Origin of the sequence: Mesorhizobium australafricanum (genome assembly GCF_033977265.1) — a bacterium.
GTDB lineage: Bacteria > Pseudomonadota > Alphaproteobacteria > Rhizobiales > Rhizobiaceae > Mesorhizobium > Mesorhizobium australafricanum.
Genome location: NZ_JAVIIT010000006.1, coordinates 187,944 through 207,931, shown reverse-complemented (window position 1 = coordinate 207,931; position 19,988 = coordinate 187,944). Strand labels below are relative to the sequence as shown.

16 protein-coding genes are annotated in these 19,988 nt (G+C 64.8%); 2 read left to right on the top strand and 14 right to left on the bottom strand.

Translation table 11 applies throughout. The annotated features are described in order from the left end of the window. The first annotated feature begins 36 nt into the window (after positions 1-36). Entirely contained in the window at positions 37-1,881 is a 1,845-nt protein-coding gene (locus RFM98_RS14180; protein ID WP_320309457.1) for an aminopeptidase P family protein, read from the top strand. Here RFM98_RS14180 and RFM98_RS14175 read toward each other — a convergent pair whose 3' ends face one another. Then, complete coding sequence (locus tag RFM98_RS14175; protein WP_320309456.1) at positions 1,882-2,178, bottom strand: AzlD family protein; 297 nt, start codon at positions 2,176-2,178, stop codon at positions 1,882-1,884. Further along, positions 2,175-2,903 (bottom strand): AzlC family ABC transporter permease, encoded by a 729-nt coding sequence (locus RFM98_RS14170; protein WP_320309455.1) that lies wholly within the window; start codon positions 2,901-2,903, stop codon positions 2,175-2,177. The genes RFM98_RS14175 and RFM98_RS14170 overlap by 4 nt, the downstream gene beginning before the upstream one ends. A 196-nt stretch (positions 2,904-3,099) precedes the next feature. Between RFM98_RS14170 and RFM98_RS14165 the strand changes: the two genes are divergently transcribed. Further along, positions 3,100-3,858 carry an SDR family NAD(P)-dependent oxidoreductase gene (locus RFM98_RS14165; protein ID WP_320309454.1) on the top strand — a complete coding sequence of 253 codons (759 nt, stop codon included), beginning with the start codon at positions 3,100-3,102 and terminating at the stop codon, positions 3,856-3,858. A gap of 129 nt (positions 3,859-3,987) precedes the next feature. On the opposite strand, the gene RFM98_RS14160 is transcribed toward RFM98_RS14165, so the two are convergent. From RFM98_RS14160 to murG, 12 genes are all read right to left on the bottom strand, one after another. Then, complete coding sequence (locus RFM98_RS14160) at positions 3,988-4,680, bottom strand: DUF2461 domain-containing protein (protein WP_320212611.1); 693 nt, start codon at positions 4,678-4,680, stop codon at positions 3,988-3,990. Beyond that, positions 4,680-6,887 (bottom strand): NAD-dependent DNA ligase LigA, encoded by a 2,208-nt coding sequence (gene ligA, locus RFM98_RS14155; RefSeq protein ID WP_320309453.1) that lies wholly within the window; start codon positions 6,885-6,887, stop codon positions 4,680-4,682. The genes RFM98_RS14160 and ligA overlap by 1 nt, the downstream gene beginning before the upstream one ends. 162 nt (positions 6,888-7,049) lie before the next feature. Beyond that, positions 7,050-8,723 carry a DNA repair protein RecN gene (gene recN, locus RFM98_RS14150; RefSeq protein WP_320309452.1) on the bottom strand — a complete coding sequence of 558 codons (1,674 nt, stop codon included), beginning with the start codon at positions 8,721-8,723 and terminating at the stop codon, positions 7,050-7,052. 8 nt (positions 8,724-8,731) lie between these two features. Beyond that, a complete protein-coding gene (locus RFM98_RS14145; protein WP_320309451.1) occupies positions 8,732-9,601 on the bottom strand; it encodes an outer membrane protein assembly factor BamD in 870 nt (289 codons plus the stop codon). 201 nt (positions 9,602-9,802) lie between these two features. After that, complete coding sequence (gene lpxC, locus RFM98_RS14140; protein WP_320309450.1) at positions 9,803-10,750, bottom strand: UDP-3-O-acyl-N-acetylglucosamine deacetylase; 948 nt, start codon at positions 10,748-10,750, stop codon at positions 9,803-9,805. A 377-nt stretch (positions 10,751-11,127) separates the two neighbouring features. Continuing rightward, complete coding sequence (gene ftsZ / locus RFM98_RS14135; protein WP_320309449.1) at positions 11,128-12,786, bottom strand: cell division protein FtsZ; 1,659 nt, start codon at positions 12,784-12,786, stop codon at positions 11,128-11,130. Between the two features lie 67 nt (positions 12,787-12,853). After that, positions 12,854-14,161 carry a cell division protein FtsA gene (ftsA, locus tag RFM98_RS14130; RefSeq protein WP_320309448.1) on the bottom strand — a complete coding sequence of 436 codons (1,308 nt, stop codon included), beginning with the start codon at positions 14,159-14,161 and terminating at the stop codon, positions 12,854-12,856. After that, entirely contained in the window at positions 14,158-15,102 is a 945-nt protein-coding gene (locus tag RFM98_RS14125) for a cell division protein FtsQ/DivIB (protein WP_320309447.1), read from the bottom strand. The genes ftsA and RFM98_RS14125 overlap by 4 nt, the downstream gene beginning before the upstream one ends. After that, a complete protein-coding gene (locus RFM98_RS14120; RefSeq protein ID WP_320309446.1) occupies positions 15,090-16,016 on the bottom strand; it encodes a D-alanine--D-alanine ligase in 927 nt (308 codons plus the stop codon). Before RFM98_RS14120 ends, RFM98_RS14125 begins: the two co-directional genes overlap by 13 nt. A gap of 482 nt (positions 16,017-16,498) precedes the next feature. Then, positions 16,499-17,464, bottom strand: coding sequence for a UDP-N-acetylmuramate dehydrogenase (murB, locus tag RFM98_RS14115; protein WP_320309445.1), 966 nt, complete (start codon positions 17,462-17,464; stop codon positions 16,499-16,501). Next, the gene (murC, locus tag RFM98_RS14110; RefSeq protein ID WP_320212601.1) at positions 17,461-18,867 is read right to left on the bottom strand and encodes a UDP-N-acetylmuramate--L-alanine ligase; all 1,407 of its coding nucleotides are present in this window, start codon (positions 18,865-18,867) and stop codon (positions 17,461-17,463) included. The genes murB and murC overlap by 4 nt, the downstream gene beginning before the upstream one ends. Beyond that, entirely contained in the window at positions 18,864-19,988 is a 1,125-nt protein-coding gene (gene murG / locus RFM98_RS14105) for an undecaprenyldiphospho-muramoylpentapeptide beta-N-acetylglucosaminyltransferase (protein WP_320309444.1), read from the bottom strand. The genes murC and murG overlap by 4 nt, the downstream gene beginning before the upstream one ends.

The window sequence follows — 19,988 nt, the reverse complement described above, 5'->3', positions numbered from 1 at the left end:
TACGGTCCGAGCAAGCCACTCGAGGAGATGCCAGAAATGTTCCAGACCTTTGATTCCGCTGGTGATCCGGCCGTCGGCAAGCCGCGCGTGGCGCTTCTGCGGCAATGGCTGGCGGAGAACGGCTTGGACGGCTTCATGGTGCCCCGCGCGGACGAGCATCAGGGCGAATATGTCGCCGATCGCTCGGCGCGGCTGAAATGGCTGACCGGCTTTTCCGGTTCGGCCGGCGTCGCCATCGTCCTGCGTGACCGCGCCTTCATCTTCGTCGACGGCCGCTACACGCTGCAGGTGCGGGGCGAGGTCGACCTGTCGATCTTCACCGTCGAGAGCCTTATCGACAATCCGCCGGCCAGTTGGATCAAGGGCAATCTCGGCAAGGGAGCAAGGCTCGGCTTCGACCCCTGGCTGCATACGATCGGCGAGATCAAGACGCTGAGGGCGTCGGCCGAGCAGTCCGGCGCGACTTTGGTGCCGCTCGACAGGAATCCCATCGACATCATCTGGAAGGACCAGCCGGAACCGCCGCGCGCGCCTGTCGAGATCCATCCGCTCAATCTTGCCGGCGAGCTTGCCAAGGACAAGCTGGCGCGGTTGGCTGGCGCGATCGAAAAGGACGGTGCCACCCAGGCCGTGCTGACCGATCCCTCTTCGATAGCCTGGGTCTTCAACATCCGCGGCGGCGACGTGCCCCATACACCCCTTGCGCTCGGCTTCGCCATTCTCGCCGCCGACGGCAAGCATCAGCTGTTCATGGACCAGCGCAAATTCCCGCGCCAGGTCGCAGCCTATCTCACCCAGCTTGCCGATCTGCATGATCCGGACGAATTCGAAGCCGCCATCGTCGATCTGGCCAGGACCGGCGCCAAGATCGCGCTCGATCCGGTGCTGGCGGCGGAAAAGCTCCGCATGCTGGCCGAGGACAATGGCGGCACCGTCGTCTTAGCGGCTGACCCGGCGCGTATTCCCCGCGCCACCAAGAACCAGGCCGAGATCGCGGGCAGCCGCGCCGCGCATCGGCGCGACGGCGCCGCGATCGCCAGGCTGCTTTGCTGGCTCGACCGCCAGAAGCCCGGCACGCTGGACGAAATCGCCGTCGTCACCAAGCTCGAGGAGGTGCGCCGTCGGACCGGCGAGGAAACGCAGATGCCGCTGCGCGACGTCTCCTTCGACACGATTTCCGGCGCCGGCCCGAATGGCGCGATCATGCACTATCGCGTCTCGCGCGCCACCAGCCGCAAGCTTGAGAGCGGCGAGCTGTTCCTGCTCGATTCCGGCGGCCAGTACCAGGACGGCACCACCGACATTACCCGCACCGTGCCGATCGGTGAGCCGACGCAGGAAATGCGCGAACGCTTCACTTTGGTGCTGAAAGGCATGATCGGCATCTCGACGCTGCGCTTCCCCGCCGCCACCCGCGGCTCGGAAATCGACGCCGTCGCCCGCACGGCCCTGTGGAAGCATGGCTGCGACTTCGCCCATGGCACCGGCCACGGCGTCGGCTCCTATCTCGCCGTACATGAGGGACCGCAGCGCATTGCCCGCACCGGCACGGAAAAGCTGCTTGCCGGCATGATGCTGTCCAACGAGCCCGGCTACTACAAGGAAGGCGCCTACGGCATCCGCATCGAGAACCTGATCCTGGTCACGCCGGCGGAGCCGATCGAAGGCGGCGATATCGCCATGCATGGCTTCGAGACGCTGACGCTGGCGCCGATCGACAAGCGGCTCATCCGCAGCGACCTGTTGCATCGGGACGAACTGCAGTGGCTCGACCGCTATCACGCCCGGGTGCTGGCCGAGATCGGCCCGATGGTCGACGGCGAGACGCTGGCCTGGCTGGAGAAAGCCACCGCGCCGCTGCCCCACGACGCGAAGATTTGACTATCCGACGAACTGGCGCGCCAGGATCAGCACTGCCGCGCCGGCCAGAAACATCGCCATCAGGCCGCCGCGCAGCGATACCAGCACGGTGACGATGAGCGCTGCCCATTCCGCCGGTCCGGCATGCAGCAGCTCCGGCGCCACAAGCGTCGTCAGCACCGCGGCCGGCACGGCGTTCAGCCCTGCCTCCACCCGCGGATCAATGGTGTCGAAGCGCGAGATGACGAGGTGGCCACCGACGCGCGTCAGATAGGTGGCAACAGCGCCTGCGAGGATGATCCAGAAGGTCGTGCTCATGGCCGCTTGCCCACGCCGCTGTGATGCGGCGGCAGGATCACCGCCAGGAGAACGCCGGCGACCGCGCCGATCGAGACATGCCAGGGCGAGCCGACGGTTCTGTAGGCAATGATCGAGGCGACGGCGCTGGCGGCGACGACGGGCGCCCAAAGCGGCCGCTTGCGGAAGCCAAACACCAGGCCGAGGAAATAGATCGGCAGCAGGAAATCGATGCCGAGAGCATGCGTGTCCGGGATCATCTTGCCGAACACGGCACCCAAGCCGCTTTCGATCACCCAGAACACATAGACCGGCAGGCCGAGCCCCAGATACCAGACGAAGCCGACGGGACGGCCGGACGCCGCCCTTGCCTCGGCGATAGCATATTGCGGGTCGGTCAGGATGAAATAGCCGAGCGCCTGCTGTAGCAACGGCCAATGCGCGATGCGCCTGCCGATGCCGGCCGAATAGAGCACGTGTCGAAAATTCACCGCGAAGATCGACAGCACGATCAGCCATGGCGCGACATGCTGGCCGAACAGTTCGATGCCGACCATCTGGCTGGCGCCGCCATAGATCATGGCGCTCATCAGGAAAGCCTCGAGGACGGACAACCCGTTGTCGACCGCGATCGCGCCGAACAGCACCGCGAACGGCGCCGAGGCGACGACGACCGGCATCGACAGCCGCACGCCGTCCCAGAAATCACCACCGGTGCTGCCCTCAGAGATTGCTTCCACCGTCATCAGCCGCTCCTTGAGCGGCCTGATTTAGGGAGCGTCGCCTCGCTTGTCACACCAATTCGCTTGACCCAACGATCAGCGGAACTGATGGGCGGCTTGCCAAACACCGGTTGCCATCGATCTTTTTTATCCACCCCTATTGTCGCGCCATCGCGCCCTGGCGCAAAACGCGACTCTGGCGCCAACATGAGAGGGACAAATGGTCGTCTTTGATTTTACCGGTAGGCATGCGGTCGTCACCGGAGCCGGTGGCGGCATGGGCGAAGCGATCGCGCTGGCGCTGCTCGATGCCGGCGCCTCGGTCACCGCCATCGACGTGAAGCCCCGCCCGGCCTCGCTTGCCGCCTATGACGACAGGCTGACCTTCGCGCAGGGCGATTTGACTGACGCCGTTTTCGTCGAGCAAACCATCGGCGCCGCCGGCCGCGAACGCGGCGGCATCGACTACCTCGCCAATGTCGCCGGCGTGCTCTGGTTCGGCCGCGACAAGTCGGCCCTGGAGATGGATCTCGACGTCTGGGACCAGGTCTTCAACATCAATTTGAAATCCTTCGTGCATACTGCACGCGCGGTCGTCCCCCAAATGCGCACCGGCGGCCGCGGCGGCGCCATGGTGCATTTCTCGACCATCCAGTGCTATCGCGGCGACCCGAAACCGCAGGACGCCTACCAGGCGTCGAAGGCCGGCGTTTGCGCGCTGTCCAAGTCGCTGGCCATGCAGCTTGCCGGCGAGCGCATCCGCTCGAATGCCATCTGCCCCGGCATGGCGCTGACGCCGCTGCAGGCCCGCTGGGACACCGAAGAGAAGCGTGCCGCCGTGGCGGATTACACACCGCTCGGCCGCATCGGCACGCCCCAGGACATGGCCAATGCCGCGCTGTTCCTGCTCTCGGACGCCGCGAGCTACATCACCGGCATCGAACTCGCCGTCGATGGCGGCCTGCTGATGCGGATGTAGGCCGTTAGAGCAATTCCAGGAAAAGTGTGAGCGGTTTTCCGTCCGGAATTGCGTCAAAACAAAGAGATAGAGCGGTTCGCCGTTTCCGTGAAACGGTGAAACGCTCTAGCCTGACCCGCGACGACGGCGTCAGGCCGCCACGGCCGTGCCCTGGATCGCCCTGCCCCAGTCGAGCAGCGGCTTGGCGCCAAGCGTGAAGCCGACGAGATCGTCGACCAGCGCCGGCGAATGGATCGTCGCCGGATCGATGTCGTGGCGGACCACGAAATGCCGGTTGCGCACCGCCTGTGCAAGATCGTCTTCGCCGACGTCCTCGAAGCCGCGCGGCGCGCGCTTCAGGCAATCTTCAGGATCGAGATCCAGACCTGCCTTCTTGAGCGACGAGACCATGCCACGGAACGCGGCCGGCTTGGTCACGATCGCCTTGCGCATCGCCTGCAGCAGTTCCGGCGCCGGCTGCCACCAGGCGACGCCGGCGAAGCAGCGCTCGAGCCCGATATGCACGTAGAAAACGCCTTGCGACATCTTGCTGCCGTCCGGCGAGAGGATCGCCGACAGGTGCCGGTTGTAGGGCCGCTTGTCCTTTGAGAAGCGCACGTCGCGATTGATGCGAAACAGCGATTTCTTGCGGTCGCCGCGCAAGCCGAGCTTGGCCGCCTCGAAACGCTCGGTCAGCGTCTCGACCAGATCGCAGAACGGCTCGTGCAGCTCGCTGTCGAACAGGTCGCGGTTTTCCTGGAACCACTCGCGGCTCTGGTGGAAGTCGAGCGCCTTGAGGAACGGGATGGCCTTCTGCCCAAAGCCCTTGAACGCGCCTGCCATCAGCCGCCCCTGCCGATGCGCTGCAGCCAGGTGTCCTCGTCGATCACCTCGATGCCGAGATCGCTGGCGGTCTTGAGCTTGGAGCCAGCACCCGGACCCGCCACCACCAGGTCGGTCTTGGCCGAAACCGAGCCCGCCACCTTGGCGCCGAGCCGCTCCGCCATCGCCTTGGCTTCCGAGCGCGTCATCTTTTCCAGCGAGCCTGTGAACACCACCGTCTTGCCGGAGACTTCGCTGCCGGCCGAGATTTCGACGACATAGGGCTTCGGATGGACCTGCGCCAGCAGCGCGTCGAGCACGTCGTCATTGCGCTCATTGCCGAAGAAGTCGCGCAGCGCGCCGATCACCGTGTCGCCGATGCCGTTGATCGACGGGAAGACGGTATGCGGATCTTCCGCCTTCGCCGTCTCCTTGCCGACGCGAATCAGTTCCTCGATGGTCGAGAACTGGCGGGCAAGCACGGCGGCCGTCGTCTCGCCGATATGGCGGATGCCGAGCGCGAAGATGAAGCGGTCGAGTTCAGGCTCACGCCGCGCGTCGATGGCCGAAAACAGCTTGTCGAGGCCTTCATAGTTGCGCTCCTCGACGCTGCGCACATTCTTGCGCGCCTTGCCCGAGGCCTCCTCGCGCAGCCTCGCCTGCTCCTCGCGCCGCTCGGCCAGCGCCTTGGTGACGGCCGGGCGGCGATCCTTCAGCGTGAAGATATCGGCGGCGGTCTTCACCAGCCCCGAATTGAAGAAGAGGTCGATGTTTTCCGCGCCGAGGCCCTCGATATCGAGCGCGCCGCGCGACACGAAGTGGCGCAGCCTTTCGATGGCCTGGGCGGCGCAGATCAGCTCCCCGGTGCAGCGGCGCCGGGAATCCTCCTTACCCGTCTTCTCGTTGATCTCGCGCGTCGCCGGCGAGCCGCAGACCGGGCAGGTATGCGGGAATTCGTAAGGCACCGCATTCGCCGGCCGCTTGTCGATGACGACGCTGACGATCTGCGGGATGACATCCCCTGCCCGCTGGATGACCACGCTGTCGCCGATGCGAACGTCGATGCCATCGCGGATCGGCAGGCCGTTGCTGTCGAAGCCTTTGATGTAGTCCTCGTTGTGCAGCGTGACGTTCTCGACCACCACGCCGCCGACCGTGACCGGCGCCAGCCGCGCCACCGGCGCCAGCGTGCCGGTGCGGCCGACCTGGATGTCGATCTTTTCGACCGTCGTCATCGCCTGCTCGGCCGGGAATTTATGGGCGACCGCCCAGCGCGGCTCGCCGGTGACAAAACCCCAGCGGCGCTGGAGCTCGAGCTGGTCGACCTTGTAGACGACGCCGTCGATATCGTAGCCGAGCGCGGAACGTTGCTCCTCGATCCTGTGGTAGTGCTCGATCAGGTCCTTGACCGATTTCGCCCGCACCATAAGCGGACTGATCTTGAATCCCCATTCGCCGAATTTCTGCACGGCTTCGAACTGCGTCGGCGCGGGATCCGCTGTCGTGTAGCCCCAGGCATAGGCGAAGAATTTGAGGTTGCGGCTGGCGGTGACCGACGGGTCCTTCTGCCGGAGCGACCCTGCCGCGGTGTTGCGCGGATTGACGTAATCCTGGCCCCCGACAGCCGCCGAACGCTGCTTCAGCGCCTCGAACTCGGCATAGGTCATGTAGACCTCGCCGCGGATTTCGATTGTCTGCGGCCAGCCCGAGCCCTGCAGCGTCTTCGGGATATCGGCAATGGTCTTCAGATTGGCGGTGATGTCCTCGCCGACAGCGCCGTCGCCGCGCGTCGCACCCTGCACGAACACGCCGTTCTCATAACGCAACGAGGCCGACAGCCCGTCGATCTTCGGCTCGGCGGTGAAGGCGATGTCGAGGTCTTTGTCGCGGTCGAAGAAGCGCCGTCCGCGCTCGATGAAATCGGTGACGTCCTGGTCGGTATAGGCCTTGGCGAGGCTGAGCATCGGCACCGCATGGCGAACCTTGGCAAAGCCTTCCGCAGGCGGCGCGCCGACCCGGCGCGACGGCGAATCGTCGCGCACGAGATCGGGGAATTGCTCTTCGATGGCAAGGTTGCGCCGGCGTAGCGCATCGTACTGCGCGTCGGTGATCGTCGGCGCGTCCTCGGCGTGATAGCGCCGGTCGTGCTCGGCAATCTCCGCCGCCAGTTGCTTCAGCTCATCCGCGGCTTCGCTCTCGCTCAACGAATCGACGGGTTTTTCCGACATGCAGCGCAGTCCTCGATTTATGGCGGGCCACTATAAATCAGGATTCACCGGCAGGGAGGTAGTTGGTGGAAAAATCATTGCTCGACAGCAGGATACAGCCACCTGCTGACTCTGCTTCCGAGAACAAAGGGAGCGCCTGAATCCGTTTCAGCGCGACGCGCTTTAGGCGGCGGCCGTGTTCTCGCGCAGCAACCGGTCCGCTGCGGCGCGGGCCTCGTCGGTGATGGTGGCGCCGGCCAGCATGCGCGCGATTTCTTCCTGGCGCGCCGCGCGGTCCATTTCGGCAATGCCGGTCGCGACACGGTCCTTGCCGCCGGATTTCGAGATCAGGAAATGCGTCGCCGCGCGTGCCGCGACCTGCGGCGCATGGGTGACCGAAAGCACCTGCACCCGCTTCGACAGCCGCGCCAGCCGCTGGCCGATGGCATCGGCCACCGCGCCGCCGACGCCGGTATCGATTTCGTCAAAGACCAAGGTCGGCGCCGAGCCGCGATCGGCGAGCGCCACCTTGAGCGCCAAGAGAAAGCGCGACAGTTCGCCGCCGGAGGCGACCTTCATCATCGGTCCAGGCCTGGTGCCCGGATTGGTCCGCACCCAGAATTCGACCTCATCGATGCCTTGTTCCATGCGGCTTTCGGCATCGCTTCTCATCTCGACGACGAATTCGGCCCGTTCGAGCTTGAGCGCCGGCAGTTCCGCCATCACCGCCTTGGTCAGGCCCGCCGCCGCCCCATGGCGCAGCGACGAAAGCTGCGCGGCGGAAATATCGTAGGCCTCGCCCCCGGCAGCGGCCTGCTTTTCCAGCGCATGCAGCCGCTCCTCGCCGGCATCGAGATCGGCAAGATCGGCCACCATCGTGTCGCGCAGCTGCGCCAGATCGTCGACCGCGACACTGTGCTTGCGAGAGGCGGCGCGCAGCGCAAACAGCCGCTCTTCCGCCTTCTCCAGACGCTGCGGATCATATTCGGTGGCGCGAAGCGCTGCCTCGACGCCGGACTGCGCAGCGTCGAGCGAGATCATCGCCTCGTCGAGCGATTTCACCACATCGTCGAGCAGGCCCGGCGCCTCGCTCGACTTGCGCTGCAGCCGGCGCAACAGGCTGGCGAGCTGCGGCAAGGGCGAGGACGGCCCCGACAGCACATCCTGCGCATCATGGATTTCGGCGGCGATCTTTTCGACGCGCATCATCTGCGCGCGCAGGTCCGCAAGCTCGGTTTCCTCGCCCGGCTGCGGGTCGAGCTTGGCAAGCTCGGCGACGGAAGCACGCAGATAATCTGCCTCGCGCGCCGCCGCCTCGACCTTGGCGCGATGCCGCGAAAGCTCCTGCTCGCAGTTTCGCCAATAGCGCCAGGCTTCGCCCGCGCCGCGCACGGCGCCCAGATGCCCGCCGAAACTGTCCAGCAATTCACGATGCGCGCCGGAATCGACCAGCGCGCGCTCGTCATGCTGACCATGAATCTCGACCAGCGCGCGGCCGACATCGCGCATCAGGGTGACGCTGGAGGGCTGATCGTTGACGAAGACGCGCGTACGGCCATCGGCCGTCTGCACGCGGCGCAGGATGATATCGCCATCGTCCTCGATGTCGTTTTCGGCAAGCATCGCGCGTGCAGGATGGTTGCGCGGCACGTCGAACACCGCGATGACCTGGCCTTGCGCCGCGCCGTGGCGGACGAGCGAAGCATCGCCGCGCGCGCCGAGCGCCAGCGACAAGGCATCGAGCAGGATGGATTTTCCGGCGCCGGTTTCGCCGGTCAGCACCGAAAGCCCAGGCAGGAAGTCGATGTCCAGCTTCTCGATCAGGACGATATCGCGGATCGACAGTCTGGACAGCATCGCAAGCTTCAGGCGCCGGTAATCAGCTTCCCGGCCTTGGATATCCACGACCCGGCATTTTCGCGCGGTTCAAGCCCGTTGCTCTGCAGGAGCTTGTAGGAATCCTTGTACCACGAGCTGTCCGGATAGTTGTGGCCGAGCACCGCCGCGGCGGTCTGGGCTTCCGAGGTCAGGCCCATGGCATAGTAGGACTCGGTCAAGCGCGCGAGCGCCTCCTCGACATGGCGGGTGTTGGAATAGCTTTCGACCACGGTGCGGAAGCGCTTCACGGCGGCGATGTATTCGCGGCGCTCGAGATAGTAGCGGCCTACCTGCATCTCCTTGCCGGCGAGTTGGTCGTTGGCGAAGCGGATCTTGTCCTTGGCGTCGCCGACATATTCGGAGTTCGGCCAGCGCGTCACCAGTTCCTGCATGGTCTGGATGGTCTGGCGCGCTTCCTTCTGGTCCTGGGTGACGTCCTTGATCTGCCGGTAGTAGCTCAAGCCGATGATGTACTGCGCATAGGCGGCGTCGTCGGTCGAGGGATAAAGCGTCAGATAGCGCTTCGCGGTGCCGATCGCTTCGTCATAATTGCCGGCGCGATAATCGGCGAAAGCCCCCATCACCATCGATTTGCGGGCGAATTCCGAATAGGGGTGCTGGCGGTCGACCGCGTCGAACTTCTTGCTCGCTTCGTCGAGGCGGCCGGCATTCATATTGGCCAGGCCCTGATTGTAGAGAACGTCGGCCGGTTCGGTCTGATCGACATAGGTCGCCAGGTTGACGTCCTTCTCGGAGGACATGCAGGCCGACAGCAAGAGCGCGGGAGCAACCACCGACAGCGCCAGCAAAACACGCCGACGCGGCGTTACCGATTGACCAACTCGCGAAAAAGACATGTTTGGATTCCGCCCCTTCGGCGTCGTTTCGGTCCGGCCGAAGCCATAAACCATTATCCCCTTGCCCGGCAACGCTATGTCCGGCCAATCGCACATTTTTGTGGCAGGCCGGCGCCGTGGCCAAGGCCGCGCAATTTGGCAGCCTTGTGATGCAGCTATGCAACACAAGCCCGCATTACAAAACCAGAAAACGGTTAAGAATCAGATCACCCAGGGCGCGTAGACCGGCCCGCTGACGGCGATCATCTCGGCGACGCGGCCGCGTTCGCGCCGCCGCGTCTCGACGATCTCGAAGGCCGTCCGGTCGGAAAGCAGCCGGCGCAATGCCGAGGCGTTCATCCGATGGCCGCCACGATAGGAACGGAAGCAGCCGATGAAGCGCGCGCCGGCCAGCGCCAGATCGCCCATGGCATCTAGCGTCTTGTGGCGGGCGAATTCATTGGGATAGCGCAGACCGCCGACATTGATGACACGGTTGTCGTCGCCGATGACCAGCGAGTTCTCCAGCGACGAACCGAGCGCGTAGCCGGCGGCCCACAGCCGTTCGACATCCTTCATGAAGCCGAAGGTGCGGGCACGACCGATGTCGCGGCGGAAGATATCGGGATTGATGTCGGAGGCGAATTGCTGACGGCCGATCGCCGGGCTTTCAAAATCGATCTCGACCTCGAACCGCGTGCCGTCATAGGGGCGGAACTCCGCCCAGGATGCGCCGGCTTCCACGCGCACCGGCTTGACGACACGGATATAGCGGCGCTTCACCGCCAGCGTCTCGATGCCGGCTTGGTCGAAGGCTTCGACGAAGGCCATGGCGCTGCCGTCGAGAATGGGGACTTCCGAACCGTCGATCTCGATGATGAGGTTGTCGATACCGAGACCGAACACCGTGGCCATCAGGTGCTCGACAGTGCCGATATGCTCGCCGGCCGGATCGCCGAGCATGGTGCAAAGGTCGGTAGCGCCGACTTCCGCGACCAGAGCATGGAACTCGCGGCTTTCGCCGCCGTCCGAAAGATGGAAGACAATACCCGTATCGGCGTCGGCCGGCAGGAACTGAACGGTGACGGTTTTGCCGCTATGGACGCCGACGCCAGCCAGCGTCGCGCGCGATTTCACAGTCGTCTGATAGTCGTGCAAGAGTAACCCCATACGCCCTAATGCCTGCGTCCGCTTGATCGGCCCTGGGTATCTTGCAGCCAGTTGGATGGTCTGGCGCTCGCACAAACGCGGCAAAATAAGCAAGAGCATGCGGCTCTGGTATGATCGGCAGGCAGGGCTACTCCCCGAATCCCGGCAAACCGACTTTAGTCCGTGGCGAAGATAATGGCCCGCCCTGGAGACTCCAAATCACGGTTTCTTACCCTGTGTAACCACGGGAAAATATGAGAAAGTTTCCATAACGCATTGTTCTGAATACATTTTAAAAAGCAACAGGCAGACGATTTCTCGTCTGCCTGTTAACAACCGTTATATATCGTTAACGATCAGCCTCTGCTGTATCGACGATCAGCGGTCTGCTGTATCGATCAATTGGCCTGGCGGCGCAGGAAGGCCGGGATTTCCAGCTGGTCGTCTTCCTGGACCGTGCGGGCCTGCGGCGTCAGCCGGCCCTGGTCGTCGAGCTGGCCGCGGCGCGGCGCGTAGAGCGCAGGATCCTGGCTGGCGAGGCGGCGCATCTCCGGCGCGGCCTGGCGCAGCTTCGGCTCGCGCGGCTGCGCCGGCTGGAGCCGGGCCGGCTCTTCCTCACGGCGGGTAAGGCCGTTGGTCAGCCGCTTGATCAGCCCCATCGGGCCGCTGTTTTCATGGTCCGCCGGGCGGGTCTTGGCTTCGACTTCAGCCCTTACCACCGGCGGAAAATCCTCCACGCGCGGCATGCGCTGCGGGGCCGCCGCCATCGGCTGCGGCATCTCGCGCTGTGGCGCGGGCTGCTGCATGACCTGCTGCGGCACCACCGGCTGCGGCTGCGGCTGGGCCGGCGGAGCCTGGAAGATCTTGCTCTGCGGCCGGAAGTCGTCGACCGGCACGGCGCGCGGCTGCGCCATGGCGGCGGCGTTTGCCTCGGCAAGCTGGATCGCCTCGGCGACCGGGTCAACCGCGCGCGGCTCATAGGCCTGCTGCTGAACCGGGGCGGGGCGAATTTCCGGAGCCGGAGCCGCCGGGCGGGCGGCAGGCTTCTGCGGCGCGCGGATCGAGATCGGCGCGGCCGCTATTTCGGCTGCCGACTTGTCGATGCCGGTGGCGACGACCGACACGCGGATCACCCCTTCCAGCTCCTCGTCGAAGGTAGCGCCCAAGATGATGTTGGCGTCCTGGTCGACCTCCTCGCGGATGCGGGTCGCGGCTTCGTCCACCTCGAACAGGGTGAGGTCGCGGCCGCCGGTGATCGAGATCAGCAGGCCCTTGGCGCCCTTCATCGAGGTTTCGTCGAGCAGCGGGTTGGCGATCGCGGCTTCGGCGGCGGCCATCGCGCGGCCCTCGCCCGAAGCTTCGCCGGTGCCCATCATCGCCTTGCCCATCTCGCGCATCACCGAGCGCACGTCGGCGAAGTCGAGATTGATCAGGCCTTCCTTGACCATCAGGTCGGTGATGCAGGCAACGCCCGAGTAGAGCACCTGGTCGGCCATGGCGAAGGCATCGGCGAAAGTGGTCTTGTCATTGGCCAGCCGGAACAGGTTCTGGTTGGGGATGACGATCAGGGTGTCGACGCATTTCTGCAGTTCCTCGATGCCCAAGTCGGCCGTCTTCATGCGGCGCTGGCCCTCGAAATGGAACGGCTTGGTGACGACGCCGACCGTGAGGATGCCCTTCTCGCGTGCCGCGCGGGCAACGACCGGAGCAGCGCCCGTGCCGGTGCCGCCGCCCATGCCGGCAGTGACAAAGCACATATGGGTGTTGGACAGGTGATCGATGATCTCGTCGATGCATTCTTCCGCCGCCGCGCGGCCGACTTCCGGCTGAGAGCCGGCGCCGAGGCCTTCGGTGACATGCGCGCCGAGCTGGATCAGCCGCTCGGCCTTCGACATCGTCAGCGCCTGGGCGTCAGTGTTGGCCACCACGAACTCGACGCCGCGCAGGCCGGCTGTGATCATGTTGTTGACCGCATTGCCGCCGCCGCCGCCGACACCGAAGACGGTGATGCGTGGCTTAAGCTCGGTGATGTCCGGCTTTTGCAGATTGATGGTCATTGTCTCCGTCCTTTGCCTTTCCCGCCGCTTCGCCGCTGCGGCCGCCTATGGGGCTGTCCCCGTCAAATTAAAAACTGTCTCTCAACCACTGACTCATGCGATGCAGTTTTCCGCCCGTCCCGGTCATCCTGAAACCGGAAAGTCCTTTCGCCGAATGGCTCTCGAAGCTCGCCATCTGCGGATAGATCATCAGTCCGACCGGGGTCGAGAACGCCGGTCCCTTGGCCGCTTCCGGCAGGCCTGCCACGCCGAGCGGACGGCCGATGCGCACATTGCGTCCGAGAATGCGGCGTGCAGCTTCCGGCAGGCCCGCGAGCTGGCTGGCGCCGCCTGTCAGCACGACGCGCTTGCCGACGGCATTGCCGTAGCCGGACTTGTTCAGCCGGTCGCGCAAAAGCTCCAGCGTCTCATCGATGCGCGCGCGGATGATCCGCGTCATCACCGAGCGCGGTATCTGCAACGGCACATCGCCTTCCTCGCCGATCGGCTGGATCGAGACGAGGTCGCGGTCGTCGCCGCTTCCAGGCAGCGCCGAGCCGTGCATCACCTTCAGCCGCTCCGCGGCATCGAGCGAAGTCGACAGGCCCTTGGCCATGTCGAGCGTCACATGGTTGCCGCCGATGGCGATGGCGTCGCCATGGACGAACTTGCCCTCCGAGAAGACCGAAATGGTCGTCGTGCCGCCGCCCATGTCGATGCAGGCGGCGCCCATTTCGAGCTCGTCGTCGACCAGCGAGGCTAGCCCGCTGGCGTAGGGCGTCGCCACCATGCGTTCGACCGACAGATGCGAGCGGTTGATGCAAAGCTCAAGATTGCGCATCGGCGCCGCGTCGCCCGTCAGCACATGCATGTCGACGCCAAGCGCATCGCCCACCATGCCGCGCGGGTCGCGCATGCCGCGCTCGCCATCGAGCGAGAAACCGACGGGCAGCGAATGGATCACCTCGCGCTCGGCTCTCAGCGCCTGCTTGGCGCCGGCGGCGAGCACGCGCTTGATGTCGACTTCCTCGACCTGATGGCCGCCGAGATTGATGGTCGCCGAGAAGGCTTCGCTTTTCAGCCGGCCCGCGGTCATGTTGACGATGAGGGAATCGACGGTCAGCCCGGCCATGCGCTCGGCCGCATCGACGGCTAGCCGAATGGCATGCTCGGCGCGATCGAGGTCGACCACCACGCCGGACTTCACGCCTTGCGACTTCTGGTGGCCGATACCGATCACCTGGATGCGGTGCGAGCGCCCGCGCAGGAGCTTGCCGTCGTCGTTCGGCTTCAGCTTCGCCACCACGCAGCAAACCTTGCTCGAGCCGACGTCGAGCACCGTGAGCGTGCCCGACCGGCGCGAAGAAGCATCACCGCTACCGCCAAGCCAGCTCATATCTTCCTCTCCGGCTTGCGCTTCGTCAGGCTCTTTGGCTTTTCGCTGAGCGCGGCCTCGCGCTGCGTTGCCGCTTCGGGCGAGAGCTCCACCACCAGCCGGTCGGAGAGCCGCATGTCGACGGCGGCGATGTCGCGCGTCAGCAGGCCGTTGTCGTGGTCGAGCTTGACGAGCTCCGCGATCGCCTGGTCCTCGCCGTCTTCCGGCAGCTTGACCGTGATGCCGTTTTCAAGCCTCAGGTCCCAGCGGCGTTCGCCGACACGGATATAACCTTTGACCCGAGCCGCGAGTTCGGGATAGCGCTTGACCTTGTCGAGAAAGGCCGGCGCCATGGCCGGCGCGCCCGTGCCGATGATCAGCGGGAGCAGCGCCTGCTTGCCGCCCGAGAACGGCGCGATCGCCTCGCCCGACCGCTCGATGACCGACACCGAGGCGCCCTGCTGCCAGAGCGCGAAGGGTTCGCGCTCCTCGATGCGTACTTCCAGCGTATGCGGGTAGATCTTGCGCACCGCCGCGCCCTCGACCCAGGGCAGCGTCGAGATACGCTCGCGCGCGGCCTCGGCATCGAAGCCGATCAGCGAGGTCCAGCCGTCGAGGCCGAGCCGGTCAAGCACATCGATCTCGGAAGTCTGACGGTTGCCGACCACCTTGATCTGGTCGACGGCAAAGCCGGTGCGCGCCGTCACGCCCTGCACGATGCTGTCGGCATAGCCGCCAAGATAAGCACCATAGGCGCTGCTGGATGCGATCAGCGCGGCGGAAAGGATCGCGGCCGAAAAGCGCGGCGCCTCATACTCGCCGCCGCACAGGCGCGCCAGCACACGCATCGGCCGGCGAAGCTGACGCGGCAAGACGAAACGGTCGAATGACAGCGGCATGCCGAACAGCGCGGAACCAGCCGCGCCGCCGCCTTTACCCTGTCCCCACCTCAACGCAGACACGAAGCGTCCTCCACCATCCAACTCAACAAATCGCCGAACGAGTGTCCCGCTTGCGCGGCGATTTCAGGCACCAGAGACGTCGGCGTCATGCCCGGCTGAGTGTTGACCTCAAGCCAGACAACCTCGCCGTTTTCAGAGTGGCGGTCGTCGTAACGGAAGTCCGATCGGGAGACGCCCCGGCAACCAATGGCAAGATGAGCCTTAAGGGCCAGTGTCTGTATTTTTTGGTAAATATTCGGTGAAATTTTTGCAGGGATTTCGTGTTTTGATCCGCCGGGAACGTATTTTGAATCGTAATCGTAGAAGGAATGCCCGGTCGGAATAATCTCGCAGACGCCGAGCGCCACGTCGCCCATCACCGCGCAAGTCAATTCACGCCCATGGATGTAGCGCTCGACCATGACGGTCTCGCCATATTGCCACTCAGTCGACCCGATCACCTGCGGCGGGTGCGACTGCCCCTCATGCACGATGACGACGCCGAAGCTCGACCCCTCATTGACCGGCTTGACCACGTAAGGCGGCTTCATAGGATGCTTGTTCTGGACGGCGAAGCGATTGACCACCTTGGATTCCGCGACCGGAATGCCGGACGCCTTGGCAACCTTCTTGGCCTGCTCCTTGTTCATGGCCAGCGCCGAAGCGAGCACGCCCGAATGGGTGTAGGGAATTCCGAGATATTCGAGAATTCCCTGGATGGTGCCGTCCTCGCCGAAGGGGCCGTGCAGCGCGTTGAAGGCGACGTCGGGCCTGAGCTCGGCAAGCACAGACCCGACATCACGCGAAACATCGACGCGGCTGACCTGATAGCCTTCATTCTCGAGCGCATCCGCACACGCCTTCCCCGAAGACAGAGACACGGGCCGCTCCGAGGAGAATCCACCCAGGAGAACAGCCACATGCTTCTTCTTCATTTCCCGTCATCCCTCTCACGCCGGGCCTGCAACCGATATTCCCGCACCGCATTCCTGAGCATTGAGTCCGAGTCTTCCGGCAGGTTGCCCCCCCAGACGGAAAACGCGACTGAACGCGTCGAACGACTCAAATCAGGAAACGCTTTAGGGCAGAGAATCAGAGAGTTGATTCGCTGGCAAGTGCCTATGATTCCGAGAGATTCACTTTCCGCGAAAACGCACGAGAAAAGTGTGTCGTTGAGTCTTTGCAGCAACTGTTGACACCGTTGCGAAGCACCGAAGTTCAAGCGTTACTTGAACTTCACGAGGCGCAGAGATGTGTTGAGATTGAGGTCAGGCCGAGCCTCCGTTCGCAGGCCGGCATCACCTGAACATCGACACGGCTGATGCATGTCGCCCAGAAGTGTACGCGGTTCTGGGCGACATGCATAAACCAAGGACTTAAAGCGCGTCGCCTGAGTCCGTTTCCAGCGCGACGCGCTTTAAAGGAGTTGCCCGAGAAACTCCTGCACCGCATGACCCGGCCGGAAATTGCCGAGGCGCCTGATCTCCCAGTGCAGCCGGATACCGGAATTCTCGAGCACCCGCGCCCGCACCGTCTCGCCAAGATATTCGAGGTCGTAGCCGGTCGCCGTGCCCGTGTTGATCATGAAGTTGCAATGCATCGGTGACATCTGCGCGCCGCCGATCATCAGTCCGCGGCAGCCGGCCTTGTCGATCTCCTTCCAGGCCGAAGTGCCTTCCGGATTCTTGAAGGTTGAGCCGCCGGTCTTTTCGCGGATCGGCTGCACAGTCTCGCGATGGTTCTGCACCGCATCCATTGCCGCCTTGATCGCCGCCTTGTCTTCGGAAACGCCGTCGAAGACTGCCGAGGTGAAGATCAGTCCGGCGGGTGCGGACGAATGGCGATACGCATAACCCATGTCGGCATTGCTGAGCGTGTGGAGATTACCCTTGCGGTCCAGCGCCCTCACCTCGACGACCCGCTCCCGGGTCTCGACGCCGTTGGCGCCCGCATTCATCCGCAGCGCGCCGCCAATGGCGCCGGGGATGCCGTGGTAGAAGTGGAAGCCGCCGATGCCGGCTTCATATGCCACCGCGGCGACACGCTTGTCCGGCGTCGCCGCGCCGGCTTTGATCATGGTCGGCCCAGTGGCCTCGGCCTCGCCGAAACCCTTGGCGGAGAGCCTGACGACAAAACCCGGAATGCCGCCGTCGCGTACCAGGAGGTTCGAGCCAACCCCGACCACCATGACCGGCACCTCTTCCGGCACCGCGCGCAGGAACGTCGCCAGGTCTTCCTCGTCTGCCGGCTGGAACAGCGCCTCTGCCAGGCCGCCGGCGCGGAACCAGGTGATCTTGTCCATCTCGGCATTGGGCATGATGCGGCCGCGCAAGCCGGAAAGCCGGCCACCAAGCTTGTCGATGAGATCCTGGCCGCGCATCATGAGGGCGTCCCACCAAGTTCCTTGGGCAGCGCGTAAGCCCATTGCGTGATGTTGCCGGCGCCGAGGAAGACGACGAAGTCGCCGGGCTTGGCCAGCTCGCGAATGGCTGGCGCGATCGCTGCCGCGCCGTCGATATAGCGTGCGTCGCGGTGGCCGCCGGAGCGTATGCGCGCAACCAGCGCATCCGACGAGACACCTTCGATCGGCTCTTCGCCGGCCGCATAGACGGGCGCCACCATCACGGTGTCGGCGTCGTTGAAGCAGACGGAGAATTCGTCGAAGAGATCATGTAGCCGGGTGAAGCGATGCGGCTGCGCGATGGCGATCACACGCCCCTCGGTAGCGCTGCGCGCGGCCTTCAGCACCGCCGCGATCTCGACCGGGTGGTGGCCGTAATCGTCGAACACCTCGACGCCGTTCCACGAGCCGGTATGGGTAAAGCGCCGCTTGACGCCGGCGAAGGATGACAGGCCCTTCTTGATCGCCTCGGCCGACAGGCCGAGCTCATGCGCGACCGCGATCGCCGCGGTAGCGTTGGACACATTGTGGCGGCCGGGCATGGGCAGCCGCAGGCCCGCGATCGTCGTTGTGCCCCGCCCCTTGCGGTCGCGGATCGTCACGTCGAACTCCGACACAGCCCCCGCCATGCGATGATTGGTGAACCGCACGTCGGCCTGCGCGTTCTCGCCATAGGTGATGACACGGCGATCCTCGATGCGGCTAACCAGCGCCTGGACCTCCGGATGATCGGTGCACATCACGCCGAAGCCGTAGAACGGCACGTTCTCGACGAACTGGCGGAAGGCTTCGCGCACCTTGTCGAAGCTGCCATAGTGGTCGAGATGCTCGGGATCGATGTTGGTGACGACGGCGATATCGGCCGGCAGTTTCAGGAACGTGCCGTCGCTCTCGTCCGCTTCGACCACCATCCACTCGCCATCGCCCATGCGCGCATTGGTGCCATAGGCGTTGATGATGCCGCCATTGATGACGGTCGGGTCGAGTCCGCCGGCCTCGAGCAAGGTAGCCACCATCGAGGTGGTCGTCGTCTTGCCGTGCGTGCCGCCGATAGCGACCGCCTGGCGAAAACGCATCAGCTCGGCCAGCATCTCGGCGCGACGCACGATCGGCAACAGCTTTTCGCGCGCGGCTTTCAGCTCGGGGTTTGACTTCTTGATTGCGGTCGAAACGACCACGACCTCGGCGTCGCCGAGATTCTCGGCCTTGTGGCCGACGAAGCATTCGATACCCTTGTCGCGCAGCCGCTGCACATTGGCGCCGTCGGCCTGGTCGGAACCCTGCACCTTGTAGCCGAGATTGTGCAGCACCTCGGCGATGCCGCTCATGCCGATGCCGCCGATGCCGATGAAATGCACGAGGCCGATCGTCTGCGGCATCTTCATGCGCGCGTCCTCCTATAGTCCGAAACCGTTTTGCCGGACGCAATAGCCTCTGTCAGATCGGCGAGCAACCGCGCCGCGTTCGGTTTCCCGGCCGAGCGGGCTGCGGCGGCCATGGTCGCCAGCCGGTTCGGGTCCTGCATCAGCCCGCCAACCAACTCGGCGATCCGTTCCGCCGACAGCGTCGACTGCGGATGAAGCTCGGCGCCGCCGGCGGCTGCAAGTGCCGCGGCATTCGCCGCCTGGTCGTGATCGAGTGCGTGCGGATAAGGCACCAGCAGCGCCGGCCGGCCGACGACCGCGATCTCCGAAACCGTCGAGGCGCCGGAGCGCGACATCACCAGATGCGCCGCCGCGATGCGCGCCGCCATGTCGGTGAAAAAGGGCGAGACCTGGACGTCGACGCCGAGGTCGGCATAAGCGGCCTTCACCCGCGCCACATCCTCGGCGCGCGCCTGTTGGGTGATCGCCAGTCGCTTGCGCAGGTCTTGCGGCAACAGCGCGATCGCCGCCGGAACGGCATCGGAAAAGAATTGCGCGCCCTGGCTGCCGCCGAACACCAGGAAGCGGAACGGCTCGCCCGCGTTCGATGCGACATAGGGCGTCTTCGCCGCTTCGAGGATCTGCGGTCTGACCGGATTGCCGGTGGTCACCGTCTTTGCGCCGGCAGCGCTCGCGCCCTCCGGCAGGAAGCCGCCGGCAATCGCGTCGACCCGGCTGGCAAGCGCCTTGTTGGCGCGACCCATGACGGCGTTCTGCTCATGGATCAGCGTCGGAACCTTGCGCCTTGTCGCCGCATAGAGCGGCGGCAGCGTCGGATAGCCACCGAAGCCGACGACCGCCTCCGGCTTGATCCTGGCTATGATCCTCCCCGCTTCGCGCACGCCCTGCCAGATTTTCCAGAAGGCCGACAGTATGGCGACCGGATTTTTCGAGCCCAAGGTGGCCGAAGGGATAGAGTGGATGTCTGCAGCCGGGAAATGGCGGGAATAGCGCTCGGCGCGATGGTCGGTGGCGAGATGCACCTTCCAGCCGCGCTCGATCAGCTCATGCGCAAGCGCCTCGGCCGGAAACAGATGTCCGCCCGTTCCGCCGGCCGCAAGCAGGATGACACCCTTCGCCAT

Bases quoted from the DNA above. Each gene is read 5' to 3' on its own strand.
- RFM98_RS14180 (WP_320309457.1), top strand. From the start codon at position 37: ATGTTCCAGACCTTTGATTCCGCTGGTGATCCGGCCGTCGGCAAGCCG.
- RFM98_RS14175 (WP_320309456.1), bottom strand. From the start codon at position 2,178: ATGAGCACGACCTTCTGGATCATCCTCGCAGGCGCTGTTGCCACCTAT.
- RFM98_RS14170 (WP_320309455.1), bottom strand. From the start codon at position 2,903: ATGACGGTGGAAGCAATCTCTGAGGGCAGCACCGGTGGTGATTTCTGG.
- RFM98_RS14165 (WP_320309454.1), top strand. From the start codon at position 3,100: ATGGTCGTCTTTGATTTTACCGGTAGGCATGCGGTCGTCACCGGAGCC.
- RFM98_RS14160 (WP_320212611.1), bottom strand. From the start codon at position 4,680: ATGGCAGGCGCGTTCAAGGGCTTTGGGCAGAAGGCCATCCCGTTCCTC.
- ligA (WP_320309453.1), bottom strand. From the start codon at position 6,887: ATGTCGGAAAAACCCGTCGATTCGTTGAGCGAGAGCGAAGCCGCGGAT.
- recN (WP_320309452.1), bottom strand. From the start codon at position 8,723: ATGCTGTCCAGACTGTCGATCCGCGATATCGTCCTGATCGAGAAGCTG.
- RFM98_RS14145 (WP_320309451.1), bottom strand. From the start codon at position 9,601: ATGTCTTTTTCGCGAGTTGGTCAATCGGTAACGCCGCGTCGGCGTGTT.
- lpxC (WP_320309450.1), bottom strand. From the start codon at position 10,750: ATGGGGTTACTCTTGCACGACTATCAGACGACTGTGAAATCGCGCGCG.
- ftsZ (WP_320309449.1), bottom strand. From the start codon at position 12,786: ATGACCATCAATCTGCAAAAGCCGGACATCACCGAGCTTAAGCCACGC.
- ftsA (WP_320309448.1), bottom strand. From the start codon at position 14,161: ATGAGCTGGCTTGGCGGTAGCGGTGATGCTTCTTCGCGCCGGTCGGGC.
- RFM98_RS14120 (WP_320309446.1), bottom strand. From the start codon at position 16,016: ATGAAGAAGAAGCATGTGGCTGTTCTCCTGGGTGGATTCTCCTCGGAG.
- murB (WP_320309445.1), bottom strand. From the start codon at position 17,464: ATGATGCGCGGCCAGGATCTCATCGACAAGCTTGGTGGCCGGCTTTCC.
- murC (WP_320212601.1), bottom strand. From the start codon at position 18,867: ATGAAGATGCCGCAGACGATCGGCCTCGTGCATTTCATCGGCATCGGC.
- murG (WP_320309444.1), bottom strand. From the start codon at position 19,988: ATGGCGAAGGGTGTCATCCTGCTTGCGGCCGGCGGAACGGGCGGACAT.